Source organism: Achromobacter aloeverae (genome assembly GCF_004121055.1).
Classification (GTDB): Bacteria; Pseudomonadota; Gammaproteobacteria; order Burkholderiales; family Burkholderiaceae_B; genus Bordetella_C; species Bordetella_C aloeverae.
On sequence record NZ_PYAL01000003.1, the window covers coordinates 357166 to 378619 of the forward strand.

Sequence of the window (21454 nt, forward strand, 5' to 3'; positions counted from 1 at the left end):
TGAACGACCCTACGCGGAGCGGCCGCGAGACGCCGCCGCTTCGGGAATCAACGCCGGCGCCATGGCAGGCGCCGGCCCGGTACACGCAGCAAAGCAGGAGACAGGAACATGAAGCCGATTGAAACCGTGGGCGTGGTGGGCGCCGGTGCCATGGGGCGCGGCATCGCGCAAATCGCCGCCCAGGCGGGCCTGAGCGTCAGGCTGTTCGACACGAACGTCGATGCCGTGCAGGCCGCCCGCGCCAGCTTGCAGCAGACGTGGGACAAGCTGGTGCAAAAGGGCAAGATGGAGCCTGCCGCGGCGGACGCCGCCTTGCGGCGCGTGATCGCGTGCGCCGCGCTGGAGGACCTGGCGGATTGCCAGTTGGTGGTCGAGGCCATCGTCGAACGCCTTGACGTCAAGCGTGAAGTCTTCGGGAAGCTGGAAGCGGTGGTGGCCGACGATTGCATCCTGGCGTCCAACACGTCGTCGCTGTCGATCACGGCGATCGCCACGGGCTGCCGCCTGCCGGGCCGGGTGGCGGGCTTCCATTTCTTCAATCCCGTGCCCCTGATGAAGGTGGTCGAGGTCATCGACGGACTGCGCGGCGATCCCGCCGCCGGCGACGCCCTGATGGACCTGGCCCGCCGCATGGGCCACACGCCCGTGCGGGCGCGCGACATGCCGGGGTTCATCGTCAACCACGCCGGCCGCGGCCTGAACACGGAAGGCCTGCGCATCGCGCAGGAATCGGTGGCGCCTTTCGACCAGGTCGATGCCATCATGCGCGAGCAGGCGGGCTTTCGCATGGGTCCCTTCGAGTTGATGGACCTGACCGCGCTCGATGTGTCGCACCCCGTGATGGAGTCGATCTACCGGCAGTTCTTCGACGAGGCGCGCTTCCGGCCGTCGCCGTTGACGACGGTGCGGCTGGCCGGCGGCCTGGTCGGCCGCAAGGCGGGAGAGGGCTTCTATCGCTACGTCGACGGGCAGAAACAGGCACCGGCGGAAGCGGCCGCGCCCGCCTTGCCGGGCAGGCTCAAGGTGTGGGTGAGCCATGTCCATCCCCACGGCCAGGAGTGCGCGCTGGGGTTGTTGAAGCAGCTGAAATCCGGTCCCTTGCAGGCGGATATCGAACTGTCCACCGCCAGCGAGGCGCCTGACGATGCATTGATCGTCGTGACGCCCTACGGCGAGGATGTTTCCACGGCGGTGTATACGCAGGGCCTGGACCCGGCCCGCACGGTGGGCGTCGATACGTTCAATGGCCTGAAGGCCGGCCAGCGTCGCACCCTCATGGTGTCGCCGGCCACGGAGCCGCGCTGGCGCGTCGCGGCGCATGCGCTGTTCGCCGCCGACGGCGCGGCCGTCAGCGTGGTGCAGGACTCGCCGGGTTTTGTCGCCCAGCGCATCATCGCCTGCATCGTCAACATCGCGGCGGACATTGCCCAGCAGCAGATCGCCACCCCGGAGGACATCGACCAGGCCGTGCGCCTGGGCCTGGGCTATCCCATGGGGCCGTTGGCGTTGGGCGACGCGCTGGGGGCGGCGCGCATCCTGGAAATCCTGCGCAACATGCAGCGCGTGACAGGCGATCCGCGTTATCGCCCCAGCCTGTGGCTGCAGCGCCGCGTGCAATTGGGATTGTCATTGCAGGCCAAGAGCCTGGCCTGACGGGGGGCAAGCAGCGCGGCGAAAATGCACCGGCGCCGCGGCCCATGTTCGCTTCCGACTCCGGCTCCCGGGTCGGGCTGTCGCCCCCCTTGCCGACGCCTTAGAGCACCACGAGATTATCGCGGTGCATCAGCTCCGGGTCGGTCATGCTGCCGAGAAGGGCGGCGATTTGCGACGAAGGGTGCCGCATGATGCGGCGCGTGTCGGCGGACGAGTAGTTGACCAGGCCGCGCGCGCATTCGTGCCCGTCCTGGTCGACGCAGGCGATGACGTCGCCGCGCTCGAAATCCCCATGCACTTCGGTCACGCCGATAGGCAGCAGGCTCTTGCCTTCGTTCATCAGCGCGTGCACCGCGCCGGCGTCCAGCACCACGTGGCCGCGCAGGCGCAGGTGGTCGGCCAGCCATTGCTTGCGCGCGGACCACACGGGCAGCACGGCGCGCAACTCGCTGCCTATGCATTCGCCCTGGGACAGCCGCACCAGCACATCGCGTTCGCGGCCGGAGGCGATGACGGTATGGGCGCCGCTGTGCGCGGCGCGCTTGGCCGCCAGGATCTTGGTCAGCATGCCGCCGGTGCCGACGCCGCTGCCGGCGCCGCCGGCCATGGCTTCCAGCTCCGGATCACCGGCCTGGGCGTGCGCCACGAAGCGCGCGTCCGGGTTCTTGCGCGGATCGGATTCGTACAGGCCGCGCTGGTCGGTGAGGATGATCAGCGTGTCGGCCTCGATCAGATTGGTGACCAGGGCGCCCAGCGTGTCGTTGTCGCCGAAGCGTATTTCATCGGTGACCACCGTGTCGTTTTCATTGACGATGGGCACCACGCCCAGCCGCAGTAGCGCGAAGAGGGTGGACCGCGCGTTCAGGTAGCGGTGCCGGTCGGCCAGGTCCTCGTGCGTCAGCAGGATCTGCGCGGTGCGCAGGCCGTGTTCGGCGAACGCGGCTTCGTACGCCTGGGCCAGGCCCATCTGGCCGACGGCCGCGGCGGCCTGCAGTTCGTGCATGACCGACGGCCGCTTGCGCCAGCCCAGGCGCGCCATGCCTTCGGCGACGGCGCCGCTGGAGACCAGCACGATCTGCTTGCCCTGCTGGCGCAGCGAGGCGATCTGCGCGGCCCAGTGGGCGACGGCGGCGCGGTCCAGTCCGCGGCCTTCATTGGTGACGAGGGAGGATCCGACCTTGGCCACCAACCGGTTGGCGGCGGCGACGACGGAGACGGGGGCTTGGGCGGCTTGGTTGGCAGCGATCATGGCGCGGGCCGGGGCGGTACGTTGAAACGAAGCCCGGAGATGGCGGCGCGGGTCCGGCTGGGGCCGGTGGGATTTCCTGCGCTGCCGGTGGCGGGCGGAAACCTGCGGAGCGAACCCCGCAGGCACGGTGACGGAACGGAATTATGGCTTATTCGTCACCGCCGCGCGGCGCGGCGTCGGAGGGCGCGGCCAAGCCGCGCGTGCTGTCGAAGCGGGGGTCCTCATGGACGTAGGTGCCGTCGGCCTGGTCCTGGGCGATCTGGTCCTTGCGCTTTTCCGCGTCCAGGTAGTCTTGCAGCGCCCAGATCAGGTCTTGCGTGCCGTCGCCCGTCAGGCCGGAAACGGCGTAGACCGGACCCGTCCATTCGAAGGCCTCGCAGAAGCGCTTTTGCAGGTCGGCGGCGTCGTCGGCCACCATGTCCAGCTTGTTCAGCACCAGCCAGCGCGGCTTGCTGGCCAGGTCTTCGTCGTAGCGGCGCAATTCCTCGACGATGGCGCGGGCGTCGGCCACGGCCTGGGGGATGGGATCCACGTCCGGGTCGGGCGAGGACACGTCCACCAGGTGCAGCAGCACGCGGGTGCGCGCCAGGTGGCGCAGGAACAGGTGGCCCAGGCCGGCGCCCTCGGATGCGCCTTCGATCAGGCCGGGGATATCGGCCACCACGAAACTGCGCGACGCGGAGGTGCGCACCACGCCCAGGTTGGGATGCAGCGTGGTGAAGGGATAGTCCGCGATCTTGGGCCGCGCGTTCGAAATCTTGCTGATCAGCGTCGACTTGCCGGCGTTGGGCAGGCCCAGCAGGCCGACGTCGGCCAGCACCTTCAACTCCATGCGCAGGCGGCGTTGTTCGCCTTCCTTGCCGGGCGTCCACTGGCGCGGCGCGCGGTTGACGCTGGACTTGAAGTGCAGGTTGCCCATGCCGCCCTGGCCGCCGGCTGCCAGCACCACTTCCTGGCCATGGCGGTTGAGGTCGAACAGTTGTTCGCCCGTGTCGGCGTCGTGGATGATGGTGCCGACCGGCACGCGCAGCACGATGTCGGCCGCGGCCGCGCCGTATTGGTCCGACCCACGGCCGTTTTCGCCGTTGCGGGCGCGGTGCAGGCGCGCGTAGCGGAAGTCGATCAGGGTGTTGATGTTGCGGTCGGCGACCGCCAGGATGCTGCCGCCGCGACCGCCGTCACCGCCGTCCGGGCCGCCTTTGGGGATGAATTTCTCGCGGCGAAAGCTCGCCACGCCATTGCCGCCTTTGCCGGCAATGACTTCTATGGTGGCTTCATCGACGAATTTCATGATGGGGACCGGATAAGGATGAGGGAGATGTATGAAGACAAAAAGGCCCTGCCGCGCGCGACAGGGCCTTTTTCGGCTGTGCTTGTTCTTACCGTACGAAAGCCTGGAAGGCTGCGGACGGCAATTACTCGGCAGCGACGATCGAAACCGTCTGCTTGTTGCCGGCGCCCTTGATGGCGAAATGCACCTTGCCATCGACCAGCGCGTACAGCGTGTGGTCCTTGCCCATGCCGACGTTCACGCCAGCGTGGACGCGCGTGCCGCGTTGACGCACGATGATCGAGCCAGCCGGGATCAACTGGCCGCCGTAGGCCTTGACGCCCAGGCGCTTCGATTCTGAGTCACGGCCGTTCCGCGTAGAGCCGCCGCCCTTTTTCTGTGCCATTTTTTAGCTCCTGCTAATAAAGGGTGTACCGGATGGACATCAAGCCGTGATGGCTTCGATGCGGATCTCGGTGTAGTTCTGACGGTGGCCTTGATGCTTCTGGTAGTGCTTGCGACGGCGCATCTTGAAGATCTTGACCTTGTCGTGCCGGCCATGCGCAAGAACCGTAGCCTTGACCAAGGCGCCGGAAACGAGGGGCGTACCAATCTTCAACTGGTCGCCTTCGCCAACGGACAGCACTTGATCCAGGGTGATTTCTTGCCCAATGTCAGCAGGTATCTGTTCTACCTTGAGTTTTTCGCCTGCGGCAACGCGATACTGCTTGCCGCCGGTTTTTATGACCGCGTACATGGGTTAATTCCTTGGATGAGTTCTGTAAAGAACGAGAAACTTTCGGCGCACGGGCGTACCCGTACGGAATGCCGAATCGAGGATTCTAGCCCGCCCGTTTGGCAAAGTCAAAAAAACCTGCGCTGGGTCAACGAGTTACGTGTCGTCTCGGGGCAACGGGGCGGATCCGGCGGCGTGCCGCGGATGGCGCGGGAAGGTCTACCCCCTGCCTGTCGCCGGTGGCTTAACCCGTATAATCCCACGATCCCCCGGGGCGGCAAGTACGCAAGCGGGGCACAAGTTACACGGGCCGTCGCTCGGCTCGCTCAGACCGCCGGAAACGTTTTGAATCTCCCCGATCTTATCGCTCCTATCGCCGATGACATGAAGTCGGTGGATGCCGTCATCCGCGGCCGCCTGGATTCCGAAGTCGTGCTGATACGCACGATAGGCGATTACATCATCGGCGCCGGCGGAAAGCGCATGCGGCCCGCCTTGCTCCTGATGATCGCGCGCGCCCTGGGCTACCCCGGGACGCACCATCACACCCTGGCCGCCGTGGTGGAGTTCATCCACACCGCCACCTTGCTGCACGACGACGTGGTGGATGAATCCGACCTGCGTCGTGGCCGCCAGACCGCCAATGCCGTGTTCGGCAATGCGGCCAGCGTGCTGGTGGGCGACTACCTGTATTCGCGTGCCTTCGAGATGATGGTGGACGTCGATTCGATGCGCGTCATGGCCATCCTGTCGCAGGCCACCACCGTGATCGCCGAGGGCGAGGTGCTGCAGCTGCTCAACGTGCATGATCCGGACGTCTCGCAGGAGCGCTACCTGCAGGTGGTGCGCTACAAGACCGCCAAGCTGTTCGAGGCCGCGGCCCAGGTCGGCGCCGTCCTGGCCGGCGCCACGCCGGCGCAGGAGGAAGCGGCGGCTGCCTATGGCCGCCACATCGGCACCGCGTTCCAACTGGTGGACGACGTGCTGGACTACAGCGGCGACGCGCAGGCCTTGGGCAAGAACGTCGGCGACGACCTGCGCGAAGGCAAGCCCACCCTGCCGCTGATCCGCGTCATGGAAGTGGGCACGGCGGCGCAGCGCCAATTGATCCGCGACGCGATCGAAACCGGCGATGCCGATTTCGGCGCGGTGGCCGCGGCCATCAACGATACGGACGCCCTCGCGCATGCACGGGAAGCGGCGCGCGCCGAGGCGGAACGGGCCCGCGTAGCGCTGGCAAATTATCCGGTTTCCACTTATCGCGAAAGTCTGTTAGAATTCTGCGCTTTCGCGGTGAATCGAGATCGATAGCGATCACGACCAGCCGATAGTAGCGAAAACTGGTAGTGAAAAACGGGGCGTAGCTCAGCCTGGTAGAGTACTGCGTTCGGGACGCAGGAGTCGGAGGTTCGAATCCTCTCGCCCCGACCATTGATTTGGTCAAATTTTCCTTGTACCGGCAAGGACTCAAGCGCACAGCAGATTGCTGTGCGTTTTTGTTTTTACAGCGGGCTGTTTTTACAGCGGGCGTCCGGCGGCGATCCAGTCGTCAACGGATCGAGTCGACAGGTCGAAGCGTGCCGCATTGAATTCGTGCAACCCTTCAAGTTCCGAGCGCAGAAGCGGCTCGAATTGCTCGCGTTCGTGAGGGGGCAAGGCAAGGGTCTCGAGCGTGTTTGCCAGCGGGCGGCGGTAATGGACCACGGCCTGTACGGCTTCGATCAGTTTGGGGCCGAACTTGGCCCGCAACGGATTTCCCACAGGCGTTTGCCGCAATACCAAGGCGTACTTTGCGCAGGACCGCCGGTAGGTCCACGCGAATAAATCCGCCGCCGGCGCTAGGTCGCGCAACTCATAGTAGGCCAGCATGGCCTGCGCATAGTCGTCCTGATCGACGTCCAGAAAAGACAAGGGGGCGCAATTGAAAACCATCAGCGGGATGTTGGCGGCAAGTCGGCTGACGCGCTTGTTGCCGTCCTCGAACGGTTGCAGATAAGCCAGGCTGACCCAAAGGAAGAATGACGCCTCCACGGGGTTGTTGACCTCCGCTGCCTTATCCAATATCTGCTGGAGCATTTCCTGGAGGAGTTGGGGCGCCTGTGTCGGCAGGTACACGGTTCCGGTGATGCGTACCATCGTCGAGCGAATGGCTCCCAGGCTGCGAGGGTTGGGCAGAAACCCGTCCATAAGCAAGGCGTGGATGTTCCGCACCATGCGCGCATGGAGGCCTTCGACCGGCACGTTGGCCACCATGAATTCGATGGCGCGCTTATGGTTGAGAAGCATTAGTGCTTCAGGATCGCCTCCTGACGCGCCGCCCCGAAATAGCCGCTCCGTGTCGAGCATCGACATCGTATTGCCCTCCAGCCGGGAGGAATACCACGATAGGTCGATGAGCAATTGCTCGAGCACGTCGCGGGCGTAGGTGCCGGCGGGCCGATGGCCAGGCATGCCGCCTTCCGACAGCAGGCCGTGTGCGACATCCGCTGGAAGCCAAGTGCTGACATTCGGCTCGTAAGCGTCGACGAGGCCTCGGTCATAACCTATAGGTTTGCGAGCGCCCAAGGGGCGCCGAAGCTGCTGCAGGGCATTTTTTGCCGGTAGAGACCAACTGACAACACTGGGGAAGGCGGAAGGAGGCCGTGCCGGCGTAGGACTTGCCGCCTCCGTGGGCAGGATGTACCGAACGGACGGTCCCTGGCCTTCGCGTATCAGGGCACCCGCGGCCACTAGTTGTTGCAGCGCCCGCCGCAGTGTGCTCGCTGGCGTTCCAAGTTCTTTGCCGAGGTCGCGCGGCGCTGCGCCCCGCTCGTCCCTCTTGAAGCCGACACGGGCGACAGCGTCGAGAATTCGCTGCGCTAACGGTTTGCCTGTCACCACCAACTCCTCAAAACCAATCTCCACCTCGCGAGCAGGGGCTGCGGGACCTGGATAATTGTAGAGTATTGAGCGATTATTCGCTCGATTAGCTCAGTAACGACTCAGCGTGCGCCCGAAATTCGCTCGAAGGCACCCAGATAGCGAGCAGGCAGCGTCGGGAGGCGGCAGGCAGTCGTAGCCGCGCATCCCGCGTGAGCGTTTTTTGGCCGATTGATCGATTATTCGCTCAATCCGCCTCTAGGTTGACAGGAAGCGCTGGCCCGGCTGCGCACCGGCACTCTGATTTCCCTTGGGAAGCCTATGTCTGGGCGTCGCCAGGAGCGCGCCATCGTCGATACCTGCCCCCATGCGCGTCGCGTCGCGTCGAGTTGGATGGGCCGGGGTTGGTCGGTGCTGTGCGATGGTACGAGTGTCATGGTGATGCTCCGATTCGAGTTGATGCTTTCGGAGAGAGTTATCCCTTGGGGGCGCGGGGGGACGCCGTCGCCGACTTCCCCCGCGTTCCCTCCCCACTGTCGCCCGGCGCCATGGCGCCGGGCGTTTCGTCATCGGATGTTCACCGGTTCCGAACTATCGTTGGCGTTCGGGTTGCTGGCCGTCAACGTCGCGCTGCCCGCCTGGCCGTTCCCATAGACCGTCGCGGATACCTGCCCCGTGCTGTCTGTCTGCAAGCCGGAAGTGGTCGTGGCTGTCGGGTCGCCTTGCTTGAAGCTCGCCTGGGCCGATCCGGTATTGACGATGGTCATGGTGACCGGCTTCTGCGCGACACCCTTGCGCGTATTGTTGTCGGTCAGGTTGAATATCGCCGGCTGACTGCCGTTGACGGCTACGTTGAGCGCGGCGCTGGCGGGCTTGAGCGTATACAGGATCGGTTGCTGGTCCGCCTGCACCGTCAGGTTGAAGCTGGTGCCGGATGAGAGATTGCCCTGGGCATTCACGACGACGCTGCCCGCGGTGCTTCCCGCCAGGATGCGCGGCGCGGTGATATTGCCTTGCGCATCGCCCTGCACCGATACCGATTTGCCATCGCCCGAGAGGATGCGCGCAGCCACATCGGTGGTATCGAAAGTGGCGTCGCCGGTGATGGTGAACGTCATGATGTAGTAGGCCAGCGGGGCATTGCTGGACTTGTCGAAGACGTTGACCTGCAATCGCTGGGCGAAATACTGTTGCACAAGCGCGGTCTGGCCGTCGTTCTGCTTCGTGATATCCAGCCATTCCCTGATCCACGCCCGCAGCGTGAAGTGGGCCGTCTGCGTCGATGTGTCGCTCAAGGGATCGCCCGTGAAGGTGCTGGGGAAGGCGACGACATGGCAATCGCCATAGCCCTGGATCGGGCCGGCGCCCGCGATCACCGTCGGCGCAGTGGCGTGCCCATCGTTGACCGCCACCGTCACCGTGGTGTTGTCCCCCGTGACGCCGCTGAAGCCGGCTCCGTCGGCGGTACCCTGGAATATCTTGAAGGTGACCTGGCCTGTCTGGGCGAACTTGTTCTGCGAGTCCGTCGCCGAGACCGCCAGTGCGATGGGATACGGGTCCGTCGCGTACTGGTCCTGGTAATCCCCCTGGGATACATAGACGTTCGTTACCGTGCCGGGCGCGGGCTGGTCACTGTCCACCGTGAGCTTGAAGATGGTGCCGGGGTCGGCGCCGCCGAATACATGGACCTGGACCCCGCCGGCATTGGCGCCGGCCAGGATGCGGGGCGCCGTGGCGTGGCCATTGTCGTCGCCGCGCACGGTTACCGCTCGGCTGTTGCCCGAGACGATAATGACGTCGGGATCGGCGGTATCGAAGGTGGCCATGCCGGGGTTGGAGATGCTGAACGTCACCAGATACTCGGGGACCGGCGTGTTGTTGCCGCGCGTGTCGGTCGCGCGCACTGTCAAATGCTGCGCAAAGTACTGGTTCGTGGTGGCGTGCTGATTATCCCCGTCGGTTTTCGCGAGGGCGACATAGACGTCGTCCCAGACGCGTTCAGTGAAGTGGGCGGTTTGGTTGGAGGTGTCGGTGGCGGGATCGCCGGAGAATCCCACGGTGGGATAGGCGACGACGTTGAAGCTGCCGGTGCCCGAGGTCAGGGTCGCGGACAGCTTGCCCGCGGTGGCGCGGCCGTTGATGACGTTGACGGTGCTCTTGGTACCCCCGTCGTAGAACACGCCGCTGGCCGTGCCGTTGAAGATCTCGAACGTGACCTGGCCTGTCGTGGCGTCGGTCCCGTCGTAGTTCTTGACGGATGCGGAAAGCGGGGTGGCGTAGGCAAGGCCCATCGTCGTGTCCTGGTAATTGGTGTCAGGATCGACATAGACATAGAAGGCGTTCGTGGGTATCGGCAGGACCGTCAGGTTGAAGGGAAGCGGGTTCTGCGCGACCGTGGCGTCGGCTGTCACGGTGACGGGACCCGCGTCCTTGCCTGCCCTGATGTCAGGCGCGTAGGCCTTGCCGAAGCGATCGGTCCGCACGGTGGCCGAGGCGGCGGTATCGCCGGTTTGCGCGGGCACGCCCTCGTCGTAGACGAACTCCGCCGATCCTTGCAGCGTGAAGGTGACCCACAGGTTCTCGATGTCTTCGTTGTCGGGACCGGCCACGTGGACGACGACGGGAATCGGAAAAAGGTCGCCCGGCTGGGCCTTGTTGTCGTCGCTGCTATTGCCGCTGACCGCTGTCAAGATGGCATGCTTGCTGCGCCATACCCGCTGGTGGAACGTGCAGGGTTGGTCCGCATAGTCGCTGATGGCGGTGACTTCGAAGTAGCCGTAGGACTGTGTCGATTGCAGGATATTGTCGCCGCGCAGCGTGGCCGGGGCGATCGCCGCGCCGCCATTCACGGGCGCGGTGGCGGTCGGGGCGCCGTTGAAGCTGCCGGTGGCCTGGCTCGTACCCTGGCAGGTGAAGGTGACCTGGCCGGCGGTGGCGTTATCGCCCGTGGCAGTCTTGACGGCAACGGTCAACGGGTAGACGAAAGGCGCCTGGAGCACCTGGTCCTGGTAGTCGCCTTCGCCGACGCCGACGGAGACGCCCTCGTTGGCGGGGATGGCCGAGGTCAAGGCATACGTGGGCTGGTCGTTGGATACCGGGCAGGAGGGGGTGACGGTAATCGCACCGCTTTTCCCTGGCTGCGCCAGGATGCGAGGCGCGATGGCCAGGCCGTCGCCGCCCGTGCGCACGACGACCTTGCCGGCATTCCATTGCTCGACGGGGACGTCGTCCTGGCTATCGAATTGCCCCGGGCCTTGCAAGGTAAAGGTAACCAGCATCTGGTCGACGGGGTTCCTGGCGGCGTCCTTGATGGTGGCGGTCAGGCGGAAGGGGAAGTATTGTCCGGGCGCGGCCGTCTGGTTGTTCCTGGCGTCGTCCCGGCCGACGGTGGCGGCGTTGCTGTTCCAGACCCGTTCGGTGAAGCGGGCGACCTGGCCCGAGGTATCCGTGCGCGGGTCTTGGTCTTCGATGTCATAAGTGTCGGGGTAGGCGCAGATGACGTTGGCGGCATAACCCGATGCGGGCGTATTGTTCACGATCTGGGTAACTAGGGTCGGCGCGGTGGCATAGCCCTCGTCCACGGCGACCGACGCGGTGTTTCCATCGGGAAACCAAACCGAGAGCCACTGCCCGTCGGCCATTGGATAGGCGGCGAAGATGATATTGCCGGTGGCCGCGGGCTCTTTGCGCCTGTTTTCGACCTTGACCTGCAGCAGGGTGGGGAATTGGCCACCGGGGGCCGCGGCCGCGACCCTGTCCTGGTAGTCGCCCGCCTGCGTGTAGACGAAGGCGGCGTCCGAATCTGTCCGGGGATCGACGACCTGTAGCTGGAAGTCGTACGACTGCGCGGCAAAGCGTGACGACGCACGGACCGTGACGGTGCCTGCGGTCTTGCCCGCCTTGATGCGTGGCGCGAAGGCGGTACCGTACTCGGAGAAGACCTGCGCGGTGGTGTCGTTGATTGTCAGGAAGCGCTGATTGCATCCGGCGGGGTCAAAGGTGGCGTCGCCTTCGATAATGTCGAAGCGCACGGCCATGGCATGGGTGCCTTGCGTGGACCCTGTGCTGTCCTTGATCTTGACCGAGAGCGGCGTCTGGAAATAGCGACCGAAGGCGGCGCTCAGGCCGTCGCCGGAGCGCGCGGAAAGGGTGGCGGTGCAGTCCTTCCAGATCCGGGCCTTGAACAGACCGATATAAGGCAGGTTGTTCGCGTTGAGATTGACGACGCCGAGCCGAGTATCGAAGACTGTGACAAACGCGCTGGCATAATCGGGTGATTCGACACTGCTCCCCGTGAGGGAACCCGTCTCACATGTCACAGCTAGCGGGGTTTGCGTTAGTTCTATGAATCCTGTTGATGTCGAGACTGTGGCGAGTGGATATACGTTATTCCCGAAAGGGTCGTCCCTTCCACCATAGTAAATGGGCGGTTGCGTGTTCGACAAAACGTCGCCGGTGGGCGCCGTATAGGCCTTGATCCAGAACGACACGTTGGCGCCGACGGGTCCGTCCCGGATGTCGGGGTATTGGTCGGGCTGATGTAAGGTCCAATCCGGGCGCACAGATACCGGCCCATCGGTTGGGGCATCCGGAATAGCCGAGGCCTGTTGACCCGGGAGGACGCTTGCGTCCAAAACCGTTGGTGCGTGCGGGGAAGCTTTGCGCACCGTGCGCGAGGCAGGACGATGAGATGAAGAAGGATCTTTTTTCATGAGCATTCTCTCGCATGGAGCTGCAAATAGGGGGGAACCACGGGACCGGCCTTCGGATCCTCCTTGACTGGAGGCGCGCCGCTCAGCCGAGCGCGGTCGAGAACCCGTCGCCGAGCTGCAACGCGAACCACTTGTTCAGGCTGGACGAGTAGATAGGCTGATCCGGCACCCACGCGTACGGATACGAGCCAGGATCGCTGGTGACCTGCCCATAGCCGTTGCTTCCCCACAGGTAGAGGGCGCGGTTTCCGTTGTTGAGTTCGACCACCACGCCGGAGTTGGCGTCGTTCGCTTCGACCGCGACATAGGACTTGATGCCGGCGGATGGCAGCGTCTGTACCAGGGTGGGCGTATTGGGCGCGTAGGCGAGGTTGTCGCCGATGCCCAGCTGGCCCACCGTTCCCCTGCCCCAGGCCCAAAGCACGTTGTTCTTGTCCAGACCGAGGACATGGGTCTGGCCCACGGCGACGCGGGCCCATTGCCCAGCCTTCGTCGTGGCCCGCGTCACGTCCCTGACGGGATTCATGGCGGTCCCGGGGGTCACGGCGGAGATCTGCCCGTAGGTGTTGTCCCCCCAGATCCAAAGGTCGCCGCTGGCGCTTACCGCGGCGGCCACGTCGATGCCAACGCTGACCTGGACGATATTCTTGTTCGCCGCGAACAACGGCTGGGGCGAGGTGAAGTAAGGCTGTGTGCTGTCGAAGCCGACAGCGCCCAGCGTGTTGTCTCCCCAGGACCACCAGATGCCGCTGCTGGTCCTGCCGATGGCCAGGTCGCGCTTGCTGTATATCTCGACCCAGTCGCCATACCTGTTGAAGTCGCCGAGATGGGTGAGGCTGTCAAGCTGCGTCGTCTGGCCTTGCGTTCCCAGCACGCCCGCGGCGGAGATCCCGGCGCCCCAGAGATTGCCCTGGTCGTCGACGACCAGGGTGTGGAAGGTTCCGGTAGCGACGGCGACTGCGTTGTTGATGACGCCCACGCGTTGCGGGGTCGTGTACTTGTTGGCCTTTCCGGTGCCCAGCCCCAGCTGCCCCTTGTCGTTCTGACCCCAGGCCCACACGTAGCCGTTGGCGTCGATTGCGACGGCGTGCTCGTAGTTGGCGCTGAGCGCGACCCAATTCGTCTTGTCGGAGGGCGAATTGACCTGGTTCTGGCCAGTCTTGCCTTGGTGGGAGGAGTCGTGTTTCATGGCGGGCTCAATAGCAAAAATGATGCGTGACGTAGGGCAGATTGGGGCGGTGGCAATGATGCGGGTGGCCGTCCCTCAACCGCACGCGAGTCCTGCGGTCGGACGGCTGGAGCGGCCGCGGTTGATGCCCGGCGCCGGGACCATCGAGGGTGTCAAGTGACGTTGAGTTCATAAAGCACGAAGTCCCTTGAGAAGCGCGATGACGCATAGACGGTGACGGGCCCGACCGCCGCCCCGGCCTTGATCGGGGGCGCAATGGCAACGCCTTGCTGTGAGAGGACGATGGCTCGCGTCCCGTTCTGGATTTGGCAGTAGCGCGTCGTGACTCCGGAAGGATCGAAAGTCGCACCGCCACCAGTGATATCGAAGATCACCTGCAGGCCATCGGTTGCCCGTGTGGAGCCCACGCTGTCCGTGACCGTCACGGATAGCGTGGCGGGAAAATTCCGGTTGGGCGCCGCCGTAAGCTTGTTTCCATAAAGGTAGGTCAGCTTCGCTGTCATGTTGTGCCACACCCGGACCATGAAAAGCGCCGTCCACGGCATGCACTGGGGCGAGAAAGGCGGCCCGGGAACGGTGAACTCCTCATAGGCGGTGATATAGGCGACACCGTAATCGGGAGAGAGGGGATAGCTGCCGGTGATCTTTTCCGCCACGAAGCTGTCGCAGCAAATGGGGATAATCCCGCTTTCGGTGGTTGGCCCGTTTGCGCTCGTCTCCACTGTGCGCGGCGTCACCGCGGCGGAGGCGCTCGGAATCGTGGCTATCTGGTTGGCGTCGAAGCCGTAGGGATTCTCGGCGTAAGTGAAAGCAACGAATTGCGGGATGGGAGGGATGTAGGCGCCGCTGAGATACTTGCGGGGTTGAGCCACCAGCGTGTCTATGGTCTCGCCCGGGAACGCATCCTTGATGGCGGGATGCTGGCCGGTGAATTGCTCCATGCATACCTGGATGCATATATTTCCCTTGCCGGGATTCAGATCGCCGGGGGCCATTCGGTCTTGCGTCGAAGCCAGGTGCGCCGCGGATGGCCCCAGGCAAGTTGCGTCGAGCTGGGTGGGTCGAGGTTGGCTGGCCCTGCGCGATGGTGCGAGTGTCATGCTGGTGCTCCGATTCGAGTGGATGTCTTGGGGGCGTGGCTATGCCTTGGTGTTGCTGGAGCCACCGTCGCCGACGATGATGTTTTGCGTACCATCGGAAGCCTGTTGGGCGGTGGCCGTGACGATCGCGCTGGCGTTGTTGTCTCCGGACCAGATCGGATGGCGGGCCTGCCCTTTGCTGTCCGTCTTCGTCAAGACGGTCAGCGCGTTGGGATTGCTCATGTCGAAGCTCACGGCGCCGGCAGGGCTGATGGTCAAGGTGACTTCCACGCCCGTTGTGACCGGGACGCCCGCCTGTTTCAGCACGAAGGTCGTGAAGTCCATGTCGTCAGGTTCCATTTCCTCCGTGGATGTCGGCGTCGGGGTCAGCGTGTAGATCTGAGGCGGCGCCGTGCTGTCTATCGTGAGTTTGAAGCTGGTGCTGGAGGCGGCGTCGCTGGTCGCCTGGACTTGGAACGTGTCGGCCTTGGCGCCGGCCAGGATGCGGGGCGCCGTGGCATAGCCCTCGTCGTTGCCGCGTACCGTCACCGATCGGCTGTCGCCCGAGACGATGGGGAAGTCGGGGTCGGCGGTATCGAAAGTGGCCGAGCCGGGGGTGGTGTTGGTGAACGACACCAGATATTGCGGGATAGGCGTATTGCTGCGCGTGTCGGTCGCCTGCACTATCAAGTGTTCTGGAAAGTACTGGCCCGTGGCGGAGTGCTGATTGTCCCCACCCGTTTTCGCCAGGGCGATATACACCTCGTCCCAGACACGCGCGGTGAAGTGGGCGGTCTGGTTGGAGGTATCGGTGGCGGGATCGCCGGAGAATCCGACGGTAGGGTAGGCGACGACGTTGAAGCTGCCGGTGCCCGAGGTCAGGGTCGCGCACAGCTTGCCCGCGGTGGCGCGGCCATTGATGACGTTGACGGTGCTCTTGGTGCCCCCGTCGTAGAACACGCCGGTGGCCGTGTCGTTGAAGATCTGGAATGTGACCTGGCCTGTCGTGGCGTCGGTCCCGCCGTAGTTCTTGACGGATGCGGAAAGCGGGGCGTCGTAGGCGCCTCCCATCATCGTGTCCTGATAATTGGTGTCAGGATCGACATAGACATAGAAGGCATTCGTGGGTACCGGCAGGACCGTCAGGTTGAAGTGGAGCGGGTTTTGCGCCACCGTCGCGTCAGCGATCACGGTGACGGGACCCGCATCCTGGCCAGCCCTGATGCCAGGCGCCAAGACCAGGCCAAAGCGATCGGTCCGCACGGTGGCCGAGGCCGCGGTATCGCCGGGGTGCGTTGGCATGCCGGTGTCGTAGACGAATTCCGCCGACCCCTGCAGCGTGAGGGTGACCCACAAGTTCTCGATGTTCTCGTTGTCGGGACCGACCACATGGACGACGACGGGAATGGGAAAGAGTTCGCCCGGTTTGGCCCTGTTGTTTTCCTGGCCGCTGACCGCGGACAAGACAGCATGCTTGCTGCGCCATACGCGCTGGCGAAAAACATAGGGCGTGGCCGTGTGGTCGGTGGCGGCCGCAACTTCGAAGTAACCGTAGGACTGGGTCTGTTGCAGGACGTCGTCGCCTTGCAGCGTGGCCGGCGCGATCGCCGCGCCATCGTTGACCGAGGCCGTGGCGGACGAGACACCCTTGAAGCTGCCGGTCGCCGCGCTCGTGGATAGGCAGGTAAAGGTGACCTGGCCCGCGGTGGCGTTGTCGCCCGTCGCGGTCTTGACGCTGACGCTCATGGGCATCGGGAAAGCGACATGGAGTACCTGGTCCTGGAGGTCGCCCTCCTCCAGGCCGACGGAGACGCCCTCGTTGGCGGGGATGGCCGAGGTCAAGGCATACGCGGGCTGGTCGTTGGATACCGGGCAGGAGGGGATGACGGTAATCGCACCGCTTTTCCCTGGCTGCGCCAGGATGCGAGGCGCAATGGCAAGGCCGTCGCTGCCCGTGCGCACGACGACCTTGCCGGCATTCCATTGTTCGACGGGGACATCGTCCTGGCTATCGAATTGCCCCGGGCCTTGCAGGGTAAAGGTGACCAGCATCTGGTCGACAGGGTTCCTGGCGGCGTCCTTGACGGAGGCCGTCAGGCGCAGGGGAAAGTATTGCCCCGGCGCGGTCGTCTGGTTGTTCCTGGCGTCGTCCCGGCCGATGGTGGCGGCGTTGCTGTCCCAGACCCGTTCGGTGAAGCGGGCGACCTGACCCGTGGTATCCGTGCGTGGGTCTTCGTCTTCGATGTCATAAGTGTCGGGGTAGGCGCAGATGACGTTGGCGGTATAACCGGATGCGGGCGTATCGCCCTCGTTGCGGGCAGTCAGGGCCGGCGCGGTGGCATAGCCCTCGTCCACGGCGACCGTCGCGGTGTTTCCGTCGGGAAACCAAGTCGAGAGCGACTGCCCGTCGGCCGCGGGATAGGCCGCGAAGATGATATTGCCGGTGGCCGCGAGCGCTTTGCCCTTGTTTTCGACCTTGACCTGCAGCAGGGTGGGGAACTGGGTACCCGGGGCCGCGACCGCGACCTTGTCCTGGTAGTCGCCCGCCTGCGTGTAGACGAAGGCGGCGTCCGAGTCTGTCCGGGGATCGACGACCTGTAGCTGGAAGTCATACGACTGCGCGGCAAAGCGAGACGACGCGCGGACCGTGACGGTGCCTGCGGTCTTTCCCGCCTTGATGCGTGGCGCGAAAGCGGTGCCGTACTCGGAGAAGACCTGCGCGGTGGTATCGCTGATCGTCCTGAAGCGCTGGTTGCATCCGGCGGGGTCAAAGGTGGCGTCGCCTTTGATAATGTCGAAGCGCACGGCCATCGCATGGGTGCCTTGCGTGGCCCCGGTGCTGTCCTTGATCTTGACCGAGAGCGGCGTCTGGAAATAGTGACCCAATGCAGCGCTCAGGCCATCTCCGGAGCGCGCGGAAAGGGTGGCGGTGGTCCCTTTCCACACCCGCAGCTTGAACAGGCCGGCATAGGGCAGATTGTCCGCGTTGAGCCACGGGACGTCGAGCTGGTAATCATGGGCCAAGACAAACGCGGTGCCGTAATCGGGCGATTCGACACTGCTGCCGTTGAGGGCATTCACCGCAACGGTCAGGATGGTGGGCTGTGTCAGCTCCATGCTCGATGACGAGACCGACGCGGAGGGCAGGGGATACACGCCGTTCCCGAACGGGTCGCTCATTCCGCCATAGATGATGGTCGGTTTCATGCCCCACATGAGACCGCCAGTGGGCGCCGTATAACCCCGGATCCAGAAACTGGCGTTGTCGCCGAGGAAGCCGTCCCGGATGTCGGGATAAAGATCGGGTCGATGCACGTCCCAGTCCACGCGCACGGACACTGGCGCGCCCAGCTTCGGGTCCGGAGTCATCGCTACGCTCCCAGCGTTCCGTACTCGCTGTCGCCCCAGCCCCACACGCTGCCCATCGGAACGCTGGGCGGCGGAGGCGTCGCCTGCTTGACTTGCGCATGGCTCGTCGGCGACGCGGTGCCGTCGACGGTATAGGAGATGACGTAGTCCCCGCCGTTGGGCACCAGGGCCACCTTGGCCCTGGGGACCTTATAGGGATAGGGCGTGGAGATGCCGGGCGCGGGCTGCGCCCAGTCCGATCCGGGAACCATGTTGCCGTTCTGGTCGAATCCCAGTCCGAATAGTTTGACCTGGCTGGTGGGCGTGATCCTGCTGGTCTTCGGGATCGTGGCCGGGATGTCGCCGGTAATCCGGTCCAGGTCGATCACGTTGCCGCCGTCGAAGACAGGCGCCGGGAGCTTGTCCGGAACCGGGGTATACCAGTCACTGCCGGCGATATGGGTAACGTCGGACGTGAAGCGCTGATATCTGTCCGGCGCGGCGGAGCTGCTGTGCTGGGTACGCTCGACGTCGAACCATACAAGGGCGTATTGGTTCGCGGCGGGCGCTGGCGTCAATCCGCCGAACGAGAAGGTGCCGGATATGATGGGAGACGCCAGCAGCTTGGGGCTCGTGTACTGCCGCGGGTTCGTCCACCCATCACCGTTGTTGTCGTATATCCACCAGGTGACCGTGACGGCGTCGGTGGCTTGCAGCGTGAGATTCGAATTGAAGTTGTTCTTCAGGGACGTCACCACGTTCATGCCGGCCGATGGCGCATTGGCATTGGCTGGCGTGACAACAGGCTTGTCGGGGTACTGCTGGGTGCTGATGACTTGCGGCTTGGCGATATCCGAGTACGCCGTATTGCCTATCCTGTCGGTCACGCTGTACCAGCACCAGACCTCGCCATTGCAGATCTGGTTCTGGCTGATGTTGACCGCCTGGAAGGGGGCATACGCGGGGTTGGTCGTGGGCGGCTCCCAGCAGCCCCACACCATGACCGTGACGTCGTTCGCACCCGCGTCGGCGACCTCGGGGGTCGCGGTCACGCCCACGGCCGTTTGCAACTGCCTGCTGGTATTCAGGGGGGAAATGGTGGGAGCGTAGAGGTCCATGGTCGCGTCAACTTAGTCTGTGATGACCACGTGGCCCGTGACCGAAATCCAGGTCGACCGCGTCGTCTGAAAAGCTCGTCGGGAGCCCGTGAACATCCACGAAATCGGTCTCGCCTGGAGGACCTCGCGTCGCGGATGTTGGAGTCCAAATTGTGTCCTAGATGAGCGGTCAGCCTGGCGTAATCACTAGTAACGCCGTGATACGCCAGCAGAGGGGACATGGGCTCGCGCCGCGTCGCGTGGCGTTCGCGCCAGGAGCATCTTGCGTTCGGGCTAGCCAAGGGTGGGGCGGCCCAAATGAAAAAAACCGCGGGCAGAAAATCTGCTCGCGGTTCCGCGGTAAGGAAGGAAATAACGCTTTGCTGGAGACGCCGGTCCCACTCCGTCTACCGCTGTAGCCCGTGTCACGCGCGGCCGGCCGGGCTGGTTGTCACTCTCCGGACCGAACGGAGTAACGGTCCGGACAGGCAGGCCGCGCGAGAACGCCGGGAGGCTGCCTAGAACTTGTGGCGGATACCCGTGGCCACGACCGTGTCGGTGACGCCGTCGTGGAACGCGTAGTTGTTCGCGTACGAGGCATACGCGTACAAGTTGGTCCGCTTGGACAGGTTGTACGTGAGGCCGGCGGCGTAGACGTTGAAGGTCTTGTCGTCGCCCGTCAGCCTGCTGTTGTTGGGATCGGCGCGCTGCCAGGATCCGAAGACCGAAGTGGCGGCGCCGACCGGGACGGTGACGGCCAGCAGCGTGGACGTGGCGGTGAAGCCGTCGGCGCTGCGATAGTTGCCGAAGTCCTTGTAATAGGCGCCGGGTGAGGTCGCCAGCGACTGGCCGACGAACCAGCCGTCGCGCGTCTGGCTGACGGCGGCGCCGATCTTGACCACTTCGAAATCGTAATAGCCGCCCAGCGCATACTGCTGCGGGCGCGCCGACGTCTTGCCGCCGACGGCGTCATTGGTCGGGTCCAAACGGTCATACGACGCAGCCAGGAACAAGGGGCCGTTGCTGTAGGACAGGCCCGTGGTGAGTTCGCGATTGTTGTCGCCGGTCGGAAACTTGCCGGAACCGTCGTTCAGGGAGTCGTCCGCGTTGAACGAATAGCCCAGGCCGAACTTGAAGCCGTTGACGGTCGGGGTCTGGTACAGCACCAGATTGTCCACGCGCATGGTGTTCATGGCGCTGAAGGTGGTGCCCATATTCGCCGAGTTGTAGCTGAGCCCGAACGGGTCTATCTGGCCGAACAGCTTGGAGGCCATGTTGGTCTGGCGGCCGAACTCCAGGCGCCCCCACGTCGTGGAGTCCAGGCCCACCGTGGCCTGCCGGCCGAACATGCGGCTGTTCTGCGCCGACTTGCCGTTGGTGACCGTGAAGCCGTTTTCCAGGGTGAAGACCGCGGACAGGCCGTCGCCCAGGTCTTCCGTGCCGCGCAGGCCCCAGCGGGAGCCGCTGGACGTGCCGGACGTTTCGCCGATGCGGGACGCGTGGAAGCCATCGCCGCGGATGCGCTCGTAGGCCACGCCGGCATCGATGAGGCCGTAGAGGGTGACTGAGGTTTCCGCGTGCGCGACGCCGGCGCACGCCGTGGTCAAGCCGAGGGCGAGTAGGGTTTTTTTCATGCTTCTCTCAAGATCGAAAAAGAGGAACGACACTTCGATGCCCGTGCGAGGAACCGAACACGGGCGCAAGTTTCAATTCATTTCGATCTGAGAAAAAGGGCAAATTCGGATAACACCATTCCGCCAATGGCGAGATGGTGTTATCCGCCTGTCATTTACCGCGGGACAGTCAGTCCGGTTGCAAGGTTTGCGGCGGATAGTCCAGTTCACCGAACGTGTATTGGCCGTTGGCCTTGGCTTGCGCAAGCTCCTCTTGGACTTGTGCGCGCGTCTTGCGCGGAGCGGCCGCGCCGGGCGCCTGCGTTTGTGCTTGCGTTTGCTGTGCGGGCGTGGCCCGCGGCGCGAGCGGAACGACTTGCGCGGGAGCGTCCGGATCTTGCGGAGGCGTGAAGGCAAAGGCGGTCGACGCGCCTGCCAACAGGATGCAGGCGGCCAGGGCCAGAGGGGCAGTCTTCATCATGTTCTTATCCTGATTCGAGCGCCCGCCGGGAGAGCACGGACGGGCCACACGTGACTCGGTTGTCACGAAACGGTCAGAATTATGGATTTCCTGCGCCTCGGTAAAAACCCTTATAACGGCGAACACATTTTCATGAGTGCACGCAATGAGGCGTGCCATGCAGGCCTA

The 21454-nt window shown here is 64.4% G+C and carries 14 protein-coding genes and 1 tRNA gene; 3 read left to right on the forward strand and 12 right to left on the reverse strand.

Annotation, left to right across the window (positions count from 1 at the left end; translation table 11 throughout):
• The first annotated feature begins 108 nt into the window (after nt 1-108).
• Nucleotides 109-1653: a 3-hydroxyacyl-CoA dehydrogenase gene (locus C7R54_RS12665; RefSeq protein WP_129150790.1), complete on the forward strand. Its 1545-nt coding sequence runs from the start codon at nt 109-111 to the stop codon at nt 1651-1653.
• A 100-nt stretch (nt 1654-1753) separates the two neighbouring features.
• Here C7R54_RS12665 and proB read toward each other — a convergent pair whose 3' ends face one another.
• The 4 genes from proB to rplU form a co-directional block, all read right to left on the reverse strand.
• A complete protein-coding gene (proB, locus tag C7R54_RS12670) occupies nt 1754-2902 on the reverse strand; it encodes a glutamate 5-kinase (RefSeq protein WP_129150791.1) in 1149 nt (382 codons plus the stop codon).
• A 148-nt stretch (nt 2903-3050) separates the two neighbouring features.
• Nucleotides 3051-4193 (reverse strand): GTPase ObgE, encoded by a 1143-nt coding sequence (gene obgE, locus C7R54_RS12675; RefSeq protein WP_129150792.1) that lies wholly within the window; start codon nt 4191-4193, stop codon nt 3051-3053.
• Nucleotides 4194-4317: 124 nt separating this feature from the next.
• Nucleotides 4318-4578, reverse strand: coding sequence for a 50S ribosomal protein L27 (gene rpmA, locus C7R54_RS12680; protein WP_129150793.1), 261 nt, complete (start codon nt 4576-4578; stop codon nt 4318-4320).
• Nucleotides 4579-4617: 39 nt separating this feature from the next.
• Nucleotides 4618-4929, reverse strand: coding sequence for a 50S ribosomal protein L21 (gene rplU, locus C7R54_RS12685; RefSeq protein ID WP_094851156.1), 312 nt, complete (start codon nt 4927-4929; stop codon nt 4618-4620).
• Nucleotides 4930-5253: 324 nt separating this feature from the next.
• Here rplU and ispB point away from each other — a divergent pair, with 324 nt between their 5' ends.
• Nucleotides 5254-6219, forward strand: coding sequence for an octaprenyl diphosphate synthase (gene ispB, locus C7R54_RS12690; RefSeq protein WP_129150794.1), 966 nt, complete (start codon nt 5254-5256; stop codon nt 6217-6219).
• Nucleotides 6220-6262: 43 nt separating this feature from the next.
• Nucleotides 6263-6339, forward strand: a tRNA-Pro gene (locus C7R54_RS12695).
• 87 nt (nt 6340-6426) lie between these two features.
• On the opposite strand, the gene C7R54_RS12700 is transcribed toward C7R54_RS12695, so the two are convergent.
• The 8 genes from C7R54_RS12700 to C7R54_RS29420 all read right to left on the reverse strand — a co-directional run bounded on the left by C7R54_RS12700 (nt 6427) and on the right by C7R54_RS29420 (nt 21445).
• Nucleotides 6427-7785 (reverse strand): Fic family protein, encoded by a 1359-nt coding sequence (locus C7R54_RS12700; RefSeq protein ID WP_240039498.1) that lies wholly within the window; start codon nt 7783-7785, stop codon nt 6427-6429.
• 548 nt (nt 7786-8333) lie between these two features.
• Complete coding sequence (locus C7R54_RS12705; RefSeq protein ID WP_129150795.1) at nt 8334-12086, reverse strand: hypothetical protein; 3753 nt, start codon at nt 12084-12086, stop codon at nt 8334-8336.
• A 475-nt stretch (nt 12087-12561) separates the two neighbouring features.
• Entirely contained in the window at nt 12562-13668 is a 1107-nt protein-coding gene (locus C7R54_RS12710; protein WP_129150796.1) for an RCC1 domain-containing protein, read from the reverse strand.
• A 152-nt stretch (nt 13669-13820) separates the two neighbouring features.
• Nucleotides 13821-14609, reverse strand: a complete 789-nt coding sequence (locus C7R54_RS12715; protein WP_129150797.1) for a hypothetical protein — start codon at nt 14607-14609, stop codon at nt 13821-13823.
• A gap of 198 nt (nt 14610-14807) precedes the next feature.
• Nucleotides 14808-18116 (reverse strand): hypothetical protein, encoded by a 3309-nt coding sequence (locus C7R54_RS12720; RefSeq protein WP_129150798.1) that lies wholly within the window; start codon nt 18114-18116, stop codon nt 14808-14810.
• Between the two features lie 2 nt (nt 18117-18118).
• Entirely contained in the window at nt 18119-19213 is a 1095-nt protein-coding gene (locus C7R54_RS12725; protein ID WP_129150799.1) for a hypothetical protein, read from the reverse strand.
• Nucleotides 19214-19710: 497 nt separating this feature from the next.
• A complete protein-coding gene (locus tag C7R54_RS12730; RefSeq protein WP_129150800.1) occupies nt 19711-20826 on the reverse strand; it encodes a porin in 1116 nt (371 codons plus the stop codon).
• Nucleotides 20827-20995: 169 nt separating this feature from the next.
• Nucleotides 20996-21445, reverse strand: coding sequence for a DUF4148 domain-containing protein (locus C7R54_RS29420; RefSeq protein WP_338026162.1), 450 nt, complete (start codon nt 21443-21445; stop codon nt 20996-20998).
• Nucleotides 21446-21454 lie beyond the last annotated feature (9 nt).